This is a genomic window from Amycolatopsis sp. NBC_00355, assembly GCF_036104975.1.
In the GTDB taxonomy this organism is placed as follows: domain Bacteria; phylum Actinomycetota; class Actinomycetes; order Mycobacteriales; family Pseudonocardiaceae; genus Amycolatopsis.
On record NZ_CP107982.1, the window covers coordinates 6,771,289 to 6,786,716 of the forward strand.

Consider the following 15,428-nt stretch of genomic DNA (forward strand, 5'->3'; position numbering starts at 1 on the left):
CACCGCCGCCCGGCACCCCGGCCGCCGGCAGCCCGGCCATGGGCACCCCGCCCCCGGGCATCCCGGTGCCGCCGCGTGGCCGCGCGCCGCGTCGTCCGGCGCCGGTCCGGCCGTGGCAGGAGGAGGCCCAGCGCCCCGTCGACCCGGAGGCGACGCGGTTCATCCCGCGCACCGCCGGCGTCCCGATGGCCTCGCGCTGGCCGGTCGCCGACCCCGACGTCATGCGGCCCTACGACGCGCTGGCGACGCAGGTCATGCCGGCGATCAAGACGCCGCTCGTCAAGCCGGCCGAACCCGGCACCGAGGGCGCGGCTCCGGCGAAGGCGCCGTCGCTCGCGAAGGCGTCCGGCCGGATGGCCATCGCGTCGCTGATCAGCCGGATCACCGGCTTCCTGTGGAAGCTGCTGCTGGTCGGCGCGATCGGCCAGGGCATCGCGAACGACTCGTTCAACGTCGCGAACACGATGCCGAACATCATCTTCGAGCTGCTGATGGGCGGCGTGCTCGCCAGCGTGGTGGTGCCACTGCTGGTCCGCGCGCAGGACGAGCCCGACGGCGGCGCGGCCTACACCCAGCGCCTGATCACGGTCGCGTTCTCGCTGCTGCTGGTCGGCACGGCGGTCGCGGTCGTCGCGGCGCCGGCGTTCACGAGCCTCTACGTCGACGGTTCCGGCAAGGCCAGCTCGGGCCTGACCACGGCGTTCGCCTACCTGCTGCTGCCGGAGATCTTCTTCTACGGCGTGTTCGCGCTGCTCTCGGCGGTGCTGAACGCCAAGCAGATCTTCGGGCCCACGGCCTGGGCGCCGGTGATCAACAACCTGGTGGTCATCTTCACGATCCTGGTCGTCTGGATCATGCCGGGCGACATCGACACCGTGCACCCGTCGCTCACCGACCCGAAGGTGCTGACGCTGGGTATCGGCGTCACCGCCGGCATCGTCGCGCAGGCGATCCTGCTGGTCCCGCCGCTGCTGCGGTCGGGCTTCCGGTTCAAGTGGCGCTGGGGCTTCGACAAGCAGATGAAGGAGTTCGGCGGCCTCGCGCTCTGGATCCTCGGGTACGTCGCGGTCAGCCAGATCGGCTACACGATCAACACCCGCGTCCTGACCAGCGGTTCTCCCGGCGGTGTGACGGCCTACAGCAACGCCTGGCTGCTCTTCCAGCTGCCGTACGGCGTCATCGGCGTCTCGCTGCTGACGGCGATCATGCCGCGGATGAGCCGCGCGGCCGCCGACGGCGACCACAAGAAGCTGATCGGCGACCTGTCCTACGCGTCGCGGATCTCGACGGTGATGCTCGTGCCGATCTCCGCGGTGATGACCGTGGTCGGCGGTTCGATCGGCATCGCGCTGTTCACGTTCGGCAAGGGCACCGTCGAGACCGCCGAGCGGCTGGGTGACGCGCTGGCCATCTCGGCGTTCGCGCTGCTGCCGTACGCGCTGGTCATGCTCCAGATGCGCGTGTTCTACGCGATGAAGGACGCCCGGACGCCGACGCTGATCATGATCGTGATGACGCTGGTCAAGGTGCCGCTGCTCTACCTCTGCCCGGTGCTGCTGTCGCCGGACAACGTCGTGCTCGGCGTGATGATGGTCAACGCGCTGACGTTCGTCGTCGGCGCGATCCTCGGCCAGGTGTGGCTCTGGGTGACTTTGGGCAACCTGCGGAGCAAGCGCGTCATCGGCGTGATCCTGTTCACGGTCGTGGCGAGCGGGCTCGGGGTGGCCGCGGCGTGGGTCGTGGGCAAGGTCGTCCCGGACTCGTTCGGGCCTACTTTCGGGGCCTGGGTAAAGCTTCTGCTGCAAAGCGTCGTGGGCATCGTGGTCTCGTTCGGGGTGCTGATGGCCCTGAAGGTGGAGGAGCTTCAGCCGGCCACGAGCAGGTTCACCCGGTTGATCAAGCGCGGGTAACGATTCCGGTACGGATGACGACGACTCCCGCGTCGTATTCTGGGTACCCTCGACGCGGGGAGCTAACGGGAGAGTGCGGGTGGATACGAGGCGCAGCGAACAGGCAGGGGGTGCGAACCACGTGGGCAAGACCCAGGTCGGATCGCTCGCCCCCGGACGTGTGGTCGGCGACGGCCGCTACCGCCTCCTCGCACAGTTCGGCGTGGACGAGCGGGGTGACGCGCACCTGTGGCGCGCGCGGGACGGCCAGCTGAAGCGGGACGTCGCGCTGACCCTGCTGGTCGGCGACCCGGCGGACCCGGAAGCCGCGCGGCTCGCGCGGCGGACCCTCGAACGCGCGACGCACGCGTCCAAGTTCGGCCACGGCGGGGTCGCCCGCGTGCTCGACGTGCTCGCGCTCGGCAGCGGCATCACGTCGAGCGAAGGCCTGCTCGGCGTCGTCGTCGCGGAATGGACCAAGGGCAGCGACCTGGTCGACCTCGTCGCGCAGCGCCCGGTGGCGCCCGGCGCGGCCGCCCGGATGGTGCAGGCGCTGGCCGAAGCGGTCGAGCAGGCCCACCAGAACGGTCTCGTCCTCGGTCTCGACCACCCGCAGCGGCTCCGGCTGACGCCGAACGGCGCACTGAAGCTCGCGTTCCCCGGCCCGCTGCCGGAGGCGACGCTGCGCGACGACGTCAAGGCGCTCGGCGCGGTCCTGTACCTGCTGCTGACCGGCCGCTGGGCGCTGCCCGGCGGGCCGCCCGCCATCCCGGCGGCGCCGCTGACCCCGCAGGGCCGGATCGTGCCGCCGCGGCAGCTCATCCCGACCGTGCCCGCCGACCTGTCGTCGCTGGCCGTCCGCACGATCGAGGACGGCGGCAACGGCGGTATCCGCACCAGCGCGGCCATCCTCCGCGTCCTCGAGCAGGTGGCCGAGGAAGAAGAGCGCACCCAGCTGATCAAGGCCGTCGGCGGTGATCCGGCCGCCGAGACCGAGGGCACCGTCTGGACCACGAAGAAGCCGGTCAAGGACGTCGCCCGGCGGCGCAAGCTCGCGCTCGGCGTCACCGTGCTGGTGGTCGCGACGGTCGTCATCCTCGCCTGGGGCGGGCTGATGCTGATCAACGTCTTCCAGGGTGACTCCAAGGCGAGCGGCCCGACGATCAACGTCGCGGCGCCACCGGCGTCGAGCCAGCCGGCCGGGCAGCCGCCCGCGTCGAGCCGGCCCGCGCCCCCGCCGTCGCCGACGGTCGGCCCCGCGGCGACACCGCAGGCCGTCGCCGTCTACAACCCGGACGGCAAGGGCGACAACACCGCCCGGGCGAAGTACGCGACCGACGGCAAGCCCGAGACGGTCTGGCGGACCGAGAAGTACAAGCAGCAGTTCCCCGTCATCAAGTCGGGTGTCGGGCTGGTCGTCACCTTCAAGGACCCGATCAACCTGAGCCAGGTCAAGGTCTCCGGGGGCACCGCGGGCACCAAGGTCGAAATCCGCTCGGCGACCGAGAAGAACCCGGACCTGGCCGACACGAAGGTGGTCGGCAACGGCGACCTGCAGGACGGCGACACCACGATCCCGCTGGCTCAGCCCACCCAGGGTGAGTACTTCATCGTCTGGATCACCCAGCTGGGCGGCGAGGACGGCCAGTTCCTGACCCAGATCGCGGACCTGTCCTTCCTGCCTGCGGGGTGACGCACCCGACAGGGTCAGTAGGCTCTCGCGGGTGACAGCTGCAGCTCCCACGGATGCGGATCTGATAGCGGCTCACGCCGCGGGGGACCCTCATGCGTTCAGCGAACTTGTCCAGCGACATCGCGACCGCATGTGGGCGGTCGCCCTGCGCACGGTCCGCGACCCGGAGGAAGCCGCCGACGCGTTGCAGGACGCGTTCATCTCGGCGTTCCGGGCCGCCGGCAAGTTCCGCGCCGAGTCGCAGGTCACGACGTGGCTGCACCGGATCGTGGTGAACGCCTGCCTCGACCGGATCCGCCGCCGCCAGGCGCGCCCGACCGTCCCGCTGCCGGAGACCGGCTTCAACGAGCCGGCCACCCCGCGCGATTCGATGGCCGAGCGCGAGACGAGCCTGCTCGTGCGCGAGGCGCTCGACCAGCTGCCGGAAGACCAGCGCGCGCCGATCCTGCTCGTCGACGTCGAGGGCTATTCCGTGGCCGAGACGGCGAAGATGCTCGGGATCGCCGAGGGCACCGTGAAGAGCCGGTGTGCCCGGGGCCGCGGAAAACTCGCGAAGGTTCTCGGACACCTGCGGAACCCCGATGCGATTGCGAACGTCCCAACTCACGAAAGCAAACGGGCCGGGCGCCAGCCGGGTAGCGGGGAGGGACGATGACGGACGAAAGCCGGGGGATCGGGGGGACCGTCGGTCCGCCCTGGTCTGTCGACGTGCTCGCCGATCTCCACGCCGGCGTGCTGGACGACGACCGGGCCGCGCAGCTGTGGCCGGCCGTCAACGCCGACCCGGAGGCCCGCGCGATCCTGGACGCCCTCGACGCGACGCAGGCCGACCTGGCCTCGCTCGCCGAGGCACCCGCTCCGCCGATGCCGGCGGAGTTGGCGGCGCGGCTCGACGCGGCCTTGGCGGCCGAGGCGGCCGCCGCCTTTCCCCAGCAACGCACGGCGCCGGCACCGGAGCAGACCGGGACCGGGGACGCCCAGGTGGTGGACCTCGCGGCGGCCCGGCGGCGCCGGAACAAGCGGCTCGGCTGGGCGGCCGGCGTCCTGACCGCGGCCGCCGCGGCGGTCGTCGCGGTGACGGTCGCGATCCCCAGCACGTCGCAGCAGAGCGGCACGCCGAACGTCGCGGCCCCGCCGCCGTCCGGCCCGACGGTCGGCGCCGACGGCAGCGGCGCGCAGGCCCTCGTCGGCAAGGCGGTCGGCGTCCGCGACTTCGGCCCGCTGGGCACCGAGGACCGGCTCGACGCCTGCGTCCAGGCCGCCGGAATGGACCCGAAGGTGCGGCCCGAGGGCATCCGCCCGGTCAACGTCGGCGGCAAGGCCGGCGTCATGATCATCCTGACCACCGGCAAGCTGGCCCAGTTCCGTCTGGTCGCCTTCGGCGCGGACTGCGGACCGGGAAATCCGGCCGTCCTGTTCGACAAGGTCGTCGGGGAGAAGTAGCGGCTGTCACGACTGGGAACATGGCCACCTACGATCGTGTTGAGCCTGGTACACGGGTCACTACGAGCGGAGGTCACGGGTGGCTGCCGAAGACATCAGGAACCTGATCATCGTCGGATCGGGTCCTGCCGGATACACCGCTGCCGTTTACGCGGCGCGGGCGCAACTCGAACCGCTGGTGTTCGAGGGGACGCAGTTCGGTGGCGCTCTGATGACGACGACCGAGGTCGAGAACTTCCCGGGGTTCCGCGACGGCATCATGGGTCCGGACCTGATGGAGGAGATGCGCAAGCAGGCGGAGCGCTTCGGCGCCGAGCTGCGCGCGGAGGACGTCGAGTCGGTCGAGCTGACCGGCGAGGTCAAGTACGTGACCGCGAACGGCAAGCGCTACGCCGCCCGCGCGGTCGTCCTCGCCATGGGCGCGGCGGCGCGCTACCTCAACGTGCCGGGTGAGCAGGAGCTGCTCGGGCGCGGAGTGTCGGCCTGTGCGACCTGTGACGGTTTCTTCTTCCGCGATCACGACATCGTGGTCGCCGGCGGCGGCGACTCGGCGATGGAGGAAGCGACCTTCCTGACGAAGTTCGCGAAGTCCGTCACGGTGGTGCACCGGCGTGAGGAGTTCCGCGCGTCGAAGATCATGCTCGAGCGCGCCCGCGCGAACGAGAAGATCAAGTGGAAGCTGAACTCGCAGATCACCGGCGTCGTCGGGAGCAACAAGGTCGAGGGCCTGAAGCTGAAGGACACCCAGGACGGCTCCGAGTCGACCCTGGACGTCTCCGGCTTCTTCGTCGCGATCGGGCACGACCCCCGCAGCGAGCTCGTGCGCGGGCAGGTCGACCTGGACGAGGACGGCTACGTCATCACCCAGGGCCGCAGCTCGTACACGAACCTCGACGGCGTCTTCGCGGCCGGTGACCTGGTGGACCGCACCTACCGGCAGGCGATCACGGCGTCCGGCTCGGGCTGCAGCGCGGCGATCGACGCGGAACGCTGGCTCGCGGAGCACGGCGAATCGGACGCGCACGAAGCGGCCGAGCTCGTCGGCGGCGGCTACGGCCCGGGCACCAACTGACTTTCCGGCGTACAACCACCTGAAGGAGAAACCATGTCCAACACCGTCAAGGTGACCGACGCGACGTTCGTCGACGAGGTCCTGACCAGCGAGAAGCCCGTTCTGGTCGACTTCTGGGCCACCTGGTGCGGGCCGTGCAAGATGGTCGCCCCGGTGCTCGAGGAGATCGCGGCGGAGAACGGCGAGAAGCTGACCATCGCCAAGATCGACATCGACGAGAACCCGAACACGCCGCGTGACTACCAGGTGATGTCCATCCCGACGCTGATCCTGTTCCAGGGCGGCAAGCCGGTGAAGCAGATCGTGGGCGCCAAGCCGAAGGCCGCGCTGCTGTCGGATCTCGCCGACGTCCTCTGAACCGAACAAGCCCGGCGAACCCGGGGCCTGCGGGAACCCTCCTGCGGGCCCCGGGTTCTCGTCGTTCGGGGGAATCTCACCGGTGTGGGTGAATCCTGCGTGACGAGGGCCACCACCGGTACGCCACGAACGGGCTCTTGACGCACCGACCGGGCCTGCGGTGTCACCGAGAGTTCGCAAGGCACAATAGAAGACCTGGGTACGTCCCAGTGATGGTTTTCCCCCGAGGTTTTACCCCGCGCCGAACCCCCATCGGTGCCTGAGGAAGAGCGAGGAGTGCATGCGGGTACTCCGCCGCGGTGACGCCGGTCCGGACGTCGCCGAGATCAGGTCGATCCTGGCCGGGATGGACCTGCTCCCGCCGGTCACCGGTACCGACGCCTACGACACGTTCGATGTCGCCGTCGAGAACGCCGTTCGGGCCTTCCAGCAGAGCCGTGGGCTGATGACCGACGGCATCGTGGGTCAGGCCACCTTCCAGGCGCTCAAGGGCGCCAGCTACCACCTGGGCAGCCGGCTGCTGTCGTACACGATCGCGGCCCCGATCCAGGGTGACGACGTCTTCACGCTGCAGGAGCGGCTGACCGAACTCGGCTTCGACGCCGGCCGCCCGGACGGCTACTTCGGCGCGGCGACCGAGCGCGCCCTCAAGACGTTCCAGCGCGACATGCGCCTGACGCCGGACGGCATGTGCGGCCCCGCGACCATCCGTGAGCTGCACCGCCTGTCCTCGCCGCGGGCCCGGGGCGGCCGCCCCGTGTTCCTGCGCGAGCAGGAGCAGGTGCGCCAGGCCGGTCCCCGCCTGCGCGGCAAGCGCATCGTGATCGACCCCGGCCACGGCGGCGACGACCTCGGCGTGGTCGCCGGCGGTCTCCGCGAGGCCGACATCGCGTGGGACCTCGCGCGCCGCCTGGAAGGCCGGATGAAGGCCACGGGCATGGAAGCGCTGATCTCCCGCGGCCCGAACCACAGCCCCACCGAGCTGGAGCGCGCGAAGTTCGCGAACGACGCGGGCGCCGACCTGTTCCTCTCGCTGCACAGCGACAAGAACCCCTCGCCGCGCGCCCAGGGCGTCGCGAGCTTCCACTTCGGCAACGGCAACGGCACGACCTCGACCGTGGGCGAGCTGCTGGCCGGCTTCATCCAGCGCGAGGTCGCGGCCCGCACGGGCCTGCAGGACAACCGCACGCACTACAAGTCGTGGGACATCTTCACCCGCACCCGCTGTCCGGCGGTCCGAGTCGAGATCGGCTACCTCACGAACCCGGACGACAGCCGCAAGCTCGGCGACCCGGCCTTCCGCGACATCGTCGCCGAGGGCATCCTGATCGCCGTCAAGCGCCTGTACCTGCTCGGCGAGGGCGACCAGCCGACGGGCACGTTCACGTTCGCGGACGTCTTGGCGCACGAACTCGCGAAGGCCGAGTAGGGCGACCACAACCCCTAGCGGCTCACCTTCACCTGCTCCACCACACCTGGGGACGCGCACGCGCCGTCCCCAGGTTTTGGCGCAGTCATCCACAGGTTGTCCACCGCGCCTATCAGCGCTCTGTGGATAACTCGGCACTTCTTCCACAGCTGGGCACGTACGACGGAATCCGTGTTCCAGGCGTGCTGAAACACCGGCGCAAACGTTTGCGAGTGGTCAGGCGCGGCCGAGGCTCGGCTCGGCCGTGGTGATCGTCACCTGGCCGAGCAGCCGCTCCAGCGCCGCCTCGACGTCTTCCTTCCAGGTGATCGCCGAACGCAGCTCGAGACGCAGGCGCGGCCACTTCTGGTGGGGACGGACGGTCTTGAAGCCGACGCTCTGCAGGAACGCCGACGGCAGCACGCAGCTGTGGCCGCCGTCCGGGTCCGACTCGTCGGGGCGCGCGTCACCGAACGCCTCGATGGCGCGGACGCCGCGTTTGGTGAGGTCCTTCGCGACCGCCTGGACCAGCATCCGGCCGAGGCCGCCGCCGCGGAACTCGGGGAGGATCTGGAAGGCCGTCAGCAGCACCGCGTCCGCGCTCGGCGGGGACGTCGGGAAGGCCAGCGAGCGCGGGACGGCGTTCGGCGGGGCGTACAGCACGAACCCGACCGGCAGCGTGTCGCTGTAGACGATGCGGCCGCAGGAGCCCCACTCGAGCAGCACGCTCGAGACCCAGGCTTCCTTCTCGACCTCGGTGGCGCCGAACTCCTCGGCCTGGTTCTTCAGGTGCGGGGCCAGCTCCCAGTACACGCACCTGCGACAGCTCTTCGGCAGATGCTCGAGGTTGTCCAGTGTGACGCCCACGACGCGACGCGACACCCGCGACCTCCCTGACCTGCGCTCCCGGTGGACTCCTCGGCCGTCAAGCCGCGCGGAAACACCGCACGAACACGGGAGCCATGGTCGATGGTAGGCCGATGTGAGAAGCACCGAAAGGTCAGGGGTCCTCGACAGGCCCCGGTTACACTCGATGGATCTACCGCTCCCGCGCGGGAGCGGACCGTGTCCACCGACCCCCGGGTGAATCGTCGATGACCGAGAACCGCCCCAGCAAGCCGCACAGCGGCCGCCAGAACCTCGACCCGCACCTCGAGCGGTATGCCGCGCGCACCGCCGGGATGACCGCTTCCGAGATCCGGGCACTGTTCGCGGTCGCCAGCCGGCCCGAGGTGGTTTCCCTCGCCGGTGGCATGCCGAACCTGGCCGCGCTGCCGCTCGACACGCTCTCGGCGCAGGTGGCGGAGATCATCGCCGAAGACGGCCTGGTGGCCCTGCAGTACGGCTCGGCGCACGGCGTCCCGGCGCTGCGCGAGCAGATCTGCGAAATCATGGCGCTGGAAGGCATCAAGGCGCACCCGGACGACGTCGTGGTGACCGTCGGCTCCCAGATGGGCCTGGACATGGTCACGCGGCTGTTCTGCGACCCGGGTGACGTCGTGATCGCCGAAGGCCCCTCCTACGTCGGCGCGCTGGGCTCGTTCGCCGCGTACCAGGCGCAGGTCGTGCACGTGGCGATGGACGAAAACGGCCTGGTGCCGGAACTGCTGCGCGAGGCGCTCGCGCAGACGGAAAAGGCCGGCCGGCGCGTCAAGTTCCTCTACACGATCCCGAACTTCCACAACCCCGCCGGCGTCACGCTGGCCGTGGAGCGCCGCGCGGAGATCCTGGAGATCTGCCGCGAGCACGGTGTCCTGGTCGTCGAAGACAACCCGTACGGGCTACTCGGGTTCGACGGGCAGACGTACCCGGCATTGCGTTCGACGGACCCCGACAACGTCGTGTACCTCGGCTCGTTCTCGAAGACGTTCGCGTCCGGCCTGCGCGTCGGCTGGGTGCTGGCGCCGCACGCCGTCCGCGAAAAGCTCGTGCTGGCCGCGGAGTCGGCGACCCTGTGCCCGCCGACCCTCAACCAGCTGATCGTGTCGCGGTACCTGGCCACGCACGACTGGAAGGGCCAGATCAAGAAGTTCCGCGAGAACTACCGCGAACGGCGCGACGCGATCCTGTCCGCGCTCGACCAGCACCTGCCCCCGGGCTGCTCGTGGACGAAGCCGGACGGCGGGTTCTACGTCTGGGTGACCGTGCCGGAAGGCGTCGACACCAAGGCGATGCTGCCGCGCGCGGTGACCGCGCGGGTGGCGTACGCGTCCGGCACCGGCTTCTACGCCGACGGTTTCGGCAGCCGCCAGATGCGGTTGTCCTACTGCTACCCGACGCCGGAGCGGATCCGCGAGGGCGTCCGGCGTCTGGCCGCCGTGCTGGAGTCCGAAATGGACTTGGCCCGCACCTTCGGTAACGTGAGCGCGCGCCAGATCCAGGGGCCGCCGAACCCGTCCCCCGACACGGTCTGAAATTCATTCCAGCTAAGGAGTTTCCACGGTGGTCGACCGTACCGTTGCCGTGCTCGCCGGCGGGCTTTCGCACGAACGCGACGTCTCGCTGAGGTCCGGGCGACGGCTCTCCGCGGCGCTCAAGTCCGAAGGCCTCGGCATCGAGGAGTGGGACACCGACGCGGGGTTGCTGGAGCGCCTGCGCACGCAGCGCCCGGACGCCGTGGTCGTCGCGCTGCACGGCGGTGAGGGCGAAAACGGCTCGGTGCAGACCGTGCTGGAAATGCTGGACGTGCCGTTCGTCGGCACCGGCTCCCAGGGCTGCCGCCGCGCGTGGGACAAGCCGACGGCCAAGGCGCTCATCGAGAACGCCGGCTTCGTGACGCCGAGCTGGGTCGTGTTGCCGCACAGCACGTTCCGGGAGCTCGGCGCCCAAGCGGTGCTCGACGCGATGGTGGAGCAGCTCGGCCTGCCGCTGATCCTCAAGCCGGACCAGGGTGGCTCGGCGCTCGGCACGCAGGTGGTGCGCGAAGCGGCGGAACTGCCCGCGGCGATGGTCGGCTGCTTCGCCTACGGCGACACGGTGCTCGCCGAGCGGTTCGTGGCCGGCGTCGAGGTGGCCGTGACGGTCATCGAGGGCGAGAACGGCCCCGAGGCCCTGCCCGCGGTCGAGATCGTGCCGGAGAGCGGCGTCTACGACTACACGGCCCGCTACACCGCCGGCCTGACGGACTTCTTCACCCCGGCCCGGCTCGACGACGCCGCGGCCAAGGCGGCGGCCGAGCTGGCCGTCGCCGCGCACCGCGTCCTCGGGCTCCGGGACATCTCGCGGACCGACGCGATCGTCGCCGAAGACGGCACGGTCCACTTCCTCGAAGTGAACCCGTCACCCGGGCTCACCGAGACGTCGACGGTCCCGATGGCGATCGACGCGGCGGGCAAGTCGCTCGGCACGGTGTTCGCCGACCTGATCGGGCGCGCGATCTCCCGCTGAACCAGAAGTACGGACAGAAGTGGTCGGCCACCGGGTCGGCCACTTCTTCTGTTTCGGGGGCTGTCGACTTCCACTACCCGGAAGCCGAATTCTCGCGCCCTCGCTGCCGGCGAGTCGAGCGCACGCAAGTCGTCGAGCGCCCACTCGAACCCGCACCGCGAAATCGCGCGAGCGTCAGCCGCTATCTCTTCCGGCGCGCGGCGGACCCGGTTCGGTTCCCCCGATCCGGAGCGCTCGGCCGAGCGTTCCGGTCGGATCCCACACGCTGCCGCCCTCGTTGCTCAGCGTCGCGGCGATGTCAGCGATTCGCAATCATCACCGTGACGAAACACCCTGGGGTGATCCCTAATCGGAATCCGGTGTCTGATTCGCCCCATTCGCGTCGATGATCGAGACAATGCGCTCGAGGTCGTCGACCGAACCGAACTCGAGCACGATCCGGCCCTTGCGCCGGCCGAGGTCGACCTTCACGCGGGTGTCGAACCGATCCGAAAGCCGGTTGGCGAGGTCCTGCAGTCCGGGTGCCTGGATCGGCTTGCGCGGCGCGGGCTTCGGCTTGGCCGGCTTCTCGCTCTTCTTGAGCGTGACGGCTTCCTCGGTCGCCCGGACCGACATGCCTTCCGCGATGATGCGGGCGGCGAGCTCTTCCTGGCTGTCGGCGTCCTCCAGCGACAGCAACGCACGCGCGTGCCCGGCGGAGAGAACGCCCGCGGCGACCCGGCGCTGCACCGGCAGGGGGAGCTTGAGGAGCCGGATGGTGTTGGTGATGACCGGCCGGCTGCGACCGATCCGGCTCGCCAGCTCCTCGTGCGTGACCGCGAACTCGTCGAGCAGCTGCTGGTACGCCGCCGCCTCTTCGAGCGGGTTCAGCTGCACGCGGTGGATGTTCTCCAGGAGCGCGTCTCGCAGCATCGACTCGTCGGCGGTCTGCCGGACGATCGCCGGGATCGCTTCGAGCTCCGCCTGCTGCGACGCCCGGAGCCGCCGCTCGCCCATGACGAGCTCGTACTCGTCGTTCCCGAGTTCGCGGACCACGATGGGCTGCATGAGCCCGAACTCGCGGATCGAGTGCTCGAGTTCGGCGAGTGCTTCTTCGTCGAAAGCCAGGCGCGGCTGCTTCGGGTTCGGCTTGATCGAGCCGACCGGGATCTCGCGGTAGACCGCCCCGGCGACCTCGCCGCTGTGCTGCTTCGCCTGACCGTTCGCCGCGAACCAGCCCTTTTCCTCGGCCGCCTTCTTGTCCGCAGCCGACCCCTCACCGGGCGCGGGCAGCGGACCGCCGGCCGGCCCGGTCGGGATGAGAGCGGCGAGGCCGCGCCCCAGCCCTCCTCTGCGCTCGGTCATGTCGAACTACTCCCTTCCATCTGTGCGCCTCGCTCGGCGATCTCCTTCGCCGCGTCGACGTAGCTCAACGCGCCGCGCGAACCGGGGTCGTAGGCGAGCACGGTCTGGCCGTACCCGGGTGCCTCGGAGACCTTCACGCTGCGCGGGATGACGGTCTTCAGGACCGTGTCGCCGAAGTGGTTCCGCACCTCGTTCGTCACCTGGTCGGCCAGCTTGGTCCGGCCGTCGTACATGGTGAGGAGGATCGTCGAGACGCGGAGCTCGCGGTTGAGGTGCTGCTGCACGAGCTCGATGTTGCTCAGCAGCTGCCCGAGACCTTCCAGCGCGTAGTACTCGCACTGGATCGGGATGAGCACCTCCTGCGCGGCGACCATCGCGTTGACCGTAAGGAGGCCGAGCGACGGCGGGCAGTCGATGAAGACGTAGTCGACGCCGATCTCGTCGAGGATCTCCGAGGAGATGGCCTCCTTGAGCCGGGACTCGCGCGACGCCATCGAGACGAGCTCGATCTCGGCGCCGGCGAGATCGATCGTCGCGGGGACGCAGAAGAGGTTGGGGGACTGCTCGGTCGGCTGCGCCGCTTCGGCGAGCGTCACCTCGCCGATGAGCACTTCGTAGATGGAGGGCGTCCCGGACCGGTGGTCGACGTCGAGCGCGGTGCTCGCGTTGCCCTGCGGGTCGAGGTCGACGACGAGCGTCTTGAGCCCGTGGACGGCGAGCGCGGCAGCGAGGTTGACCGTGCTGGTGGTCTTGCCGACGCCGCCCTTCTGGTTGGCGACGGTCATCACGCGGCGGTGGCCGGGCCGCGGCAGCGACCCGTCCGGGTGCAGCAGACGAGCGGCGCGGGTGGCTTCTTCGGCGATCGGCGTCCAGCCCACGTCGTGGCTGGTCTCCGTGGAGTCGGACGGCGGGGGATTCACCGGTCTCGACACCTCCTCCATATAGACGTCTGGTCGGTGGACGAGTCGCGTCGTTTCACGTGGAACACCGCGGCTCGTTGTCTGCGCTAGCGCTTCCTGCTCCGCCCCTGAGCCGCCTTCGACGGCTGGCGACGGATCTTCACGACCGTGCTGGGGACCTCTAGTACTGCCACACCGCACTCCACGATCACCGGATCGGCGCCGCCCGCCTTCCTGATGGCGACCCCGTCCCGCTCGATCTCTTCCGCCGCACTGGCGCCCTTGAGAGCAACCAGGAAGCCGTCGGGACGAACCAGCGGCAAACACCAGTCCGCAAGTCGGGCAAGGGGGGCGACCGCACGAGCGGTGACGATGTCCGCCCCACCGAGCTGCTCACGCACAGGCCGCTCCTCCGCGCGTCCACGGACGATGGTGATCGGGAGTTCCAGCTTCTCGGCCACCTCGGCCAACCAGTCCACCCGGCGGGCCATAGGTTCGAGCAAGACGATATCGAGGTCCGGTCGCGCGATCGCGAGCGGTACTCCCGGAAGCCCTGCCCCCGACCCGACATCGACGACGCGAGCCCCCTCAGGCATCTGCTCGCCGATCACCGCCGAGTTGAGCACGTGCCGTTCCCACAGCCGCTCGACTTCCCGCGGACCGATCAGCCCACGCTCGACCCCGTGACTCTCGAGGAGTTCGACATACCCAGCCGCCTGGTCGACGTGCGCCCCGAACACTCGCTCCGCCGCGGTCCGCACCGCACCAGCGGCCTGCTCCAAGCTCACTCCGACTACTCCTAGTCCGCGCGTTTCACGTGAAACGGCGCTCATGCGATTGTCCCTGATGTCCACGCGAAAACGAGCCGACAGACCGCAGATGTGGACAACTCCACTCAGCCAGCGGACGGTTCCACGTGAAACACCGCCCCCGCGCCCACGTCGGCACGACCGCACGGAGGTCGGCAGGGCCAGCCGATCCGGCGCGAGTTCCACGTGAAACATCACGGCTGTAATTCGCTCCACGCCCGCGCGGCCCGCCCGAAGGAGACCCTCGGCACCGCCGCCAGCCACCACGCAACCGGTGCCGACGAGCCACAGGTGCGATCGCCTCACGGGTCCGGTGGCGGCACGGGCCGCGGTAGCGACCTCCGGCGCCTCAGCCGCGATCGCGGGCAAGCACGATCGCCGCCGCCGCGACCGAGCCCGGCGGCGAGCTGCAGTCATCGAGCAGCGACGCACGACGACGGCCAGCGCGCGGCAGCAACACGTGGGCCGACGGCACCGACCGTGGGGCGCTGTCAGCGGCCGGTCGCCAGCAGCAGCGGCGGCAACGGCGATGAGGCTGCAGGCCGCTGCCGCCATCTCATCGATGCCTCGCAACCACTGTCTCCGCCGCCTCCGTTGCCGTGCACTCGAGCCCGGTCCCGCTCGCCCGCTGCGACCGTCGCTGTCGCCGCTGCGGCCGCCTGCGGCCACGCGACTCTTCGACCTTCGCGCCCTGCAGCGACCCCGCCCCCGCGGCGACTCCGCATCACCGCGCCCCCGCGCAGCCCGGCGACCCCGTGCCCACGTGCCCTGTGACCGTTGCGACCGCAGGGCGACCGCGGCCCCTCTGGAGCGTCGGTGGCGCGCCAGCCAGCAGCAGGCAGTAGCACCAGTCGCGCATTGAGACGCGATGGCGCCAGCGGGCGGTCGCGACGGTTGGGCCGCAGCCGCCGACCGCAACTGCGGGCCGCGGCAGTCGCGGCACGCGGCCGGCGCGGTGCGGGCGGTGCGGCGCGGCGCGGCGCGGCGATCGTGGTCGCCTAAGGCGACACCTCGACCGAGGCGGCGGGCACGGCGGCAACGATGGCGGCCAACACCGGCGGCGCCTCGGCGACGTCGGTGGCAGCAGCGTCCTGAGCGATAGAGGTGGCGGCGGCTACGAACACAGC

The 15,428-nt window shown here is 70.4% G+C and carries 13 protein-coding genes; 9 read left to right on the top strand and 4 right to left on the bottom strand.

Features of this window, described 5'->3' with window-relative positions:
• Positions 1-38: 38 nt before the first annotated feature.
• The 7 genes from murJ to OHS18_RS30755 all read left to right on the top strand — a co-directional run bounded on the left by murJ (position 39) and on the right by OHS18_RS30755 (position 7,883).
• Entirely contained in the window at positions 39-1,910 is a 1,872-nt protein-coding gene (murJ, locus tag OHS18_RS30725) for a murein biosynthesis integral membrane protein MurJ (RefSeq protein ID WP_328459139.1), read from the top strand.
• Positions 1,911-1,989: 79 nt separating this feature from the next.
• A complete protein-coding gene (locus OHS18_RS30730) occupies positions 1,990-3,582 on the top strand; it encodes a protein kinase family protein (RefSeq protein WP_442875286.1) in 1,593 nt (530 codons plus the stop codon).
• Between the two features lie 31 nt (positions 3,583-3,613).
• A complete protein-coding gene (gene sigM / locus OHS18_RS30735) occupies positions 3,614-4,237 on the top strand; it encodes an RNA polymerase sigma factor SigM (RefSeq protein ID WP_155548287.1) in 624 nt (207 codons plus the stop codon).
• On the top strand, positions 4,234-5,025 hold the full coding sequence (locus OHS18_RS30740) for a hypothetical protein (protein WP_328613244.1): 792 nt from the start codon (positions 4,234-4,236) through the stop codon (positions 5,023-5,025). Before sigM ends, OHS18_RS30740 begins: the two co-directional genes overlap by 4 nt.
• A gap of 79 nt (positions 5,026-5,104) precedes the next feature.
• Entirely contained in the window at positions 5,105-6,097 is a 993-nt protein-coding gene (gene trxB / locus OHS18_RS30745; protein WP_328613245.1) for a thioredoxin-disulfide reductase, read from the top strand.
• A 33-nt stretch (positions 6,098-6,130) separates the two neighbouring features.
• Entirely contained in the window at positions 6,131-6,454 is a 324-nt protein-coding gene (gene trxA, locus OHS18_RS30750; protein WP_020642536.1) for a thioredoxin, read from the top strand.
• A gap of 280 nt (positions 6,455-6,734) precedes the next feature.
• Positions 6,735-7,883, top strand: coding sequence for an N-acetylmuramoyl-L-alanine amidase (locus OHS18_RS30755; protein WP_247059629.1), 1,149 nt, complete (start codon positions 6,735-6,737; stop codon positions 7,881-7,883).
• A 216-nt stretch (positions 7,884-8,099) separates the two neighbouring features.
• Here the strand turns inward: OHS18_RS30755 and OHS18_RS30760 are convergent, their stop codons facing one another.
• Positions 8,100-8,744: a GNAT family N-acetyltransferase gene (locus tag OHS18_RS30760; RefSeq protein WP_328446703.1), complete on the bottom strand. Its 645-nt coding sequence runs from the start codon at positions 8,742-8,744 to the stop codon at positions 8,100-8,102.
• A gap of 212 nt (positions 8,745-8,956) precedes the next feature.
• Here OHS18_RS30760 and OHS18_RS30765 point away from each other — a divergent pair, with 212 nt between their 5' ends.
• Together OHS18_RS30765 and OHS18_RS30770 are read left to right on the top strand one after the other, a co-directional pair.
• Positions 8,957-10,276, top strand: coding sequence for an aminotransferase-like domain-containing protein (locus OHS18_RS30765; protein ID WP_328613246.1), 1,320 nt, complete (start codon positions 8,957-8,959; stop codon positions 10,274-10,276).
• 28 nt (positions 10,277-10,304) lie between these two features.
• Positions 10,305-11,249: a D-alanine--D-alanine ligase family protein gene (locus OHS18_RS30770; protein WP_328613247.1), complete on the top strand. Its 945-nt coding sequence runs from the start codon at positions 10,305-10,307 to the stop codon at positions 11,247-11,249.
• Between the two features lie 345 nt (positions 11,250-11,594).
• Here the strand turns inward: OHS18_RS30770 and OHS18_RS30775 are convergent, their stop codons facing one another.
• The 3 genes from OHS18_RS30775 to rsmG form a co-directional block, all read right to left on the bottom strand.
• The gene (locus OHS18_RS30775) at positions 11,595-12,593 is read right to left on the bottom strand and encodes a ParB/RepB/Spo0J family partition protein (RefSeq protein ID WP_328446698.1); all 999 of its coding nucleotides are present in this window, start codon (positions 12,591-12,593) and stop codon (positions 11,595-11,597) included.
• On the bottom strand, positions 12,590-13,513 hold the full coding sequence (locus tag OHS18_RS30780; protein ID WP_442875287.1) for a ParA family protein: 924 nt from the start codon (positions 13,511-13,513) through the stop codon (positions 12,590-12,592). Before OHS18_RS30780 ends, OHS18_RS30775 begins: the two co-directional genes overlap by 4 nt.
• 86 nt (positions 13,514-13,599) lie before the next feature.
• Positions 13,600-14,280 (bottom strand): 16S rRNA (guanine(527)-N(7))-methyltransferase RsmG, encoded by a 681-nt coding sequence (gene rsmG, locus OHS18_RS30785; RefSeq protein WP_328613249.1) that lies wholly within the window; start codon positions 14,278-14,280, stop codon positions 13,600-13,602.
• Positions 14,281-15,428 lie beyond the last annotated feature (1,148 nt).

Coding starts and splice junctions, on each gene's coding strand:
- murJ (WP_328459139.1), top strand. CDS start 39: ATGGGCACCCCGCCCCCGGGCATCCCGGTGCCGCCGCGTGGCCGCGCG.
- OHS18_RS30740 (WP_328613244.1), top strand. CDS start 4,234: ATGACGGACGAAAGCCGGGGGATCGGGGGGACCGTCGGTCCGCCCTGG.
- trxA (WP_020642536.1), top strand. CDS start 6,131: ATGTCCAACACCGTCAAGGTGACCGACGCGACGTTCGTCGACGAGGTC.
- OHS18_RS30755 (WP_247059629.1), top strand. CDS start 6,735: ATGCGGGTACTCCGCCGCGGTGACGCCGGTCCGGACGTCGCCGAGATC.
- OHS18_RS30765 (WP_328613246.1), top strand. CDS start 8,957: ATGACCGAGAACCGCCCCAGCAAGCCGCACAGCGGCCGCCAGAACCTC.
- OHS18_RS30775 (WP_328446698.1), bottom strand. CDS start 12,593: ATGACCGAGCGCAGAGGAGGGCTGGGGCGCGGCCTCGCCGCTCTCATC.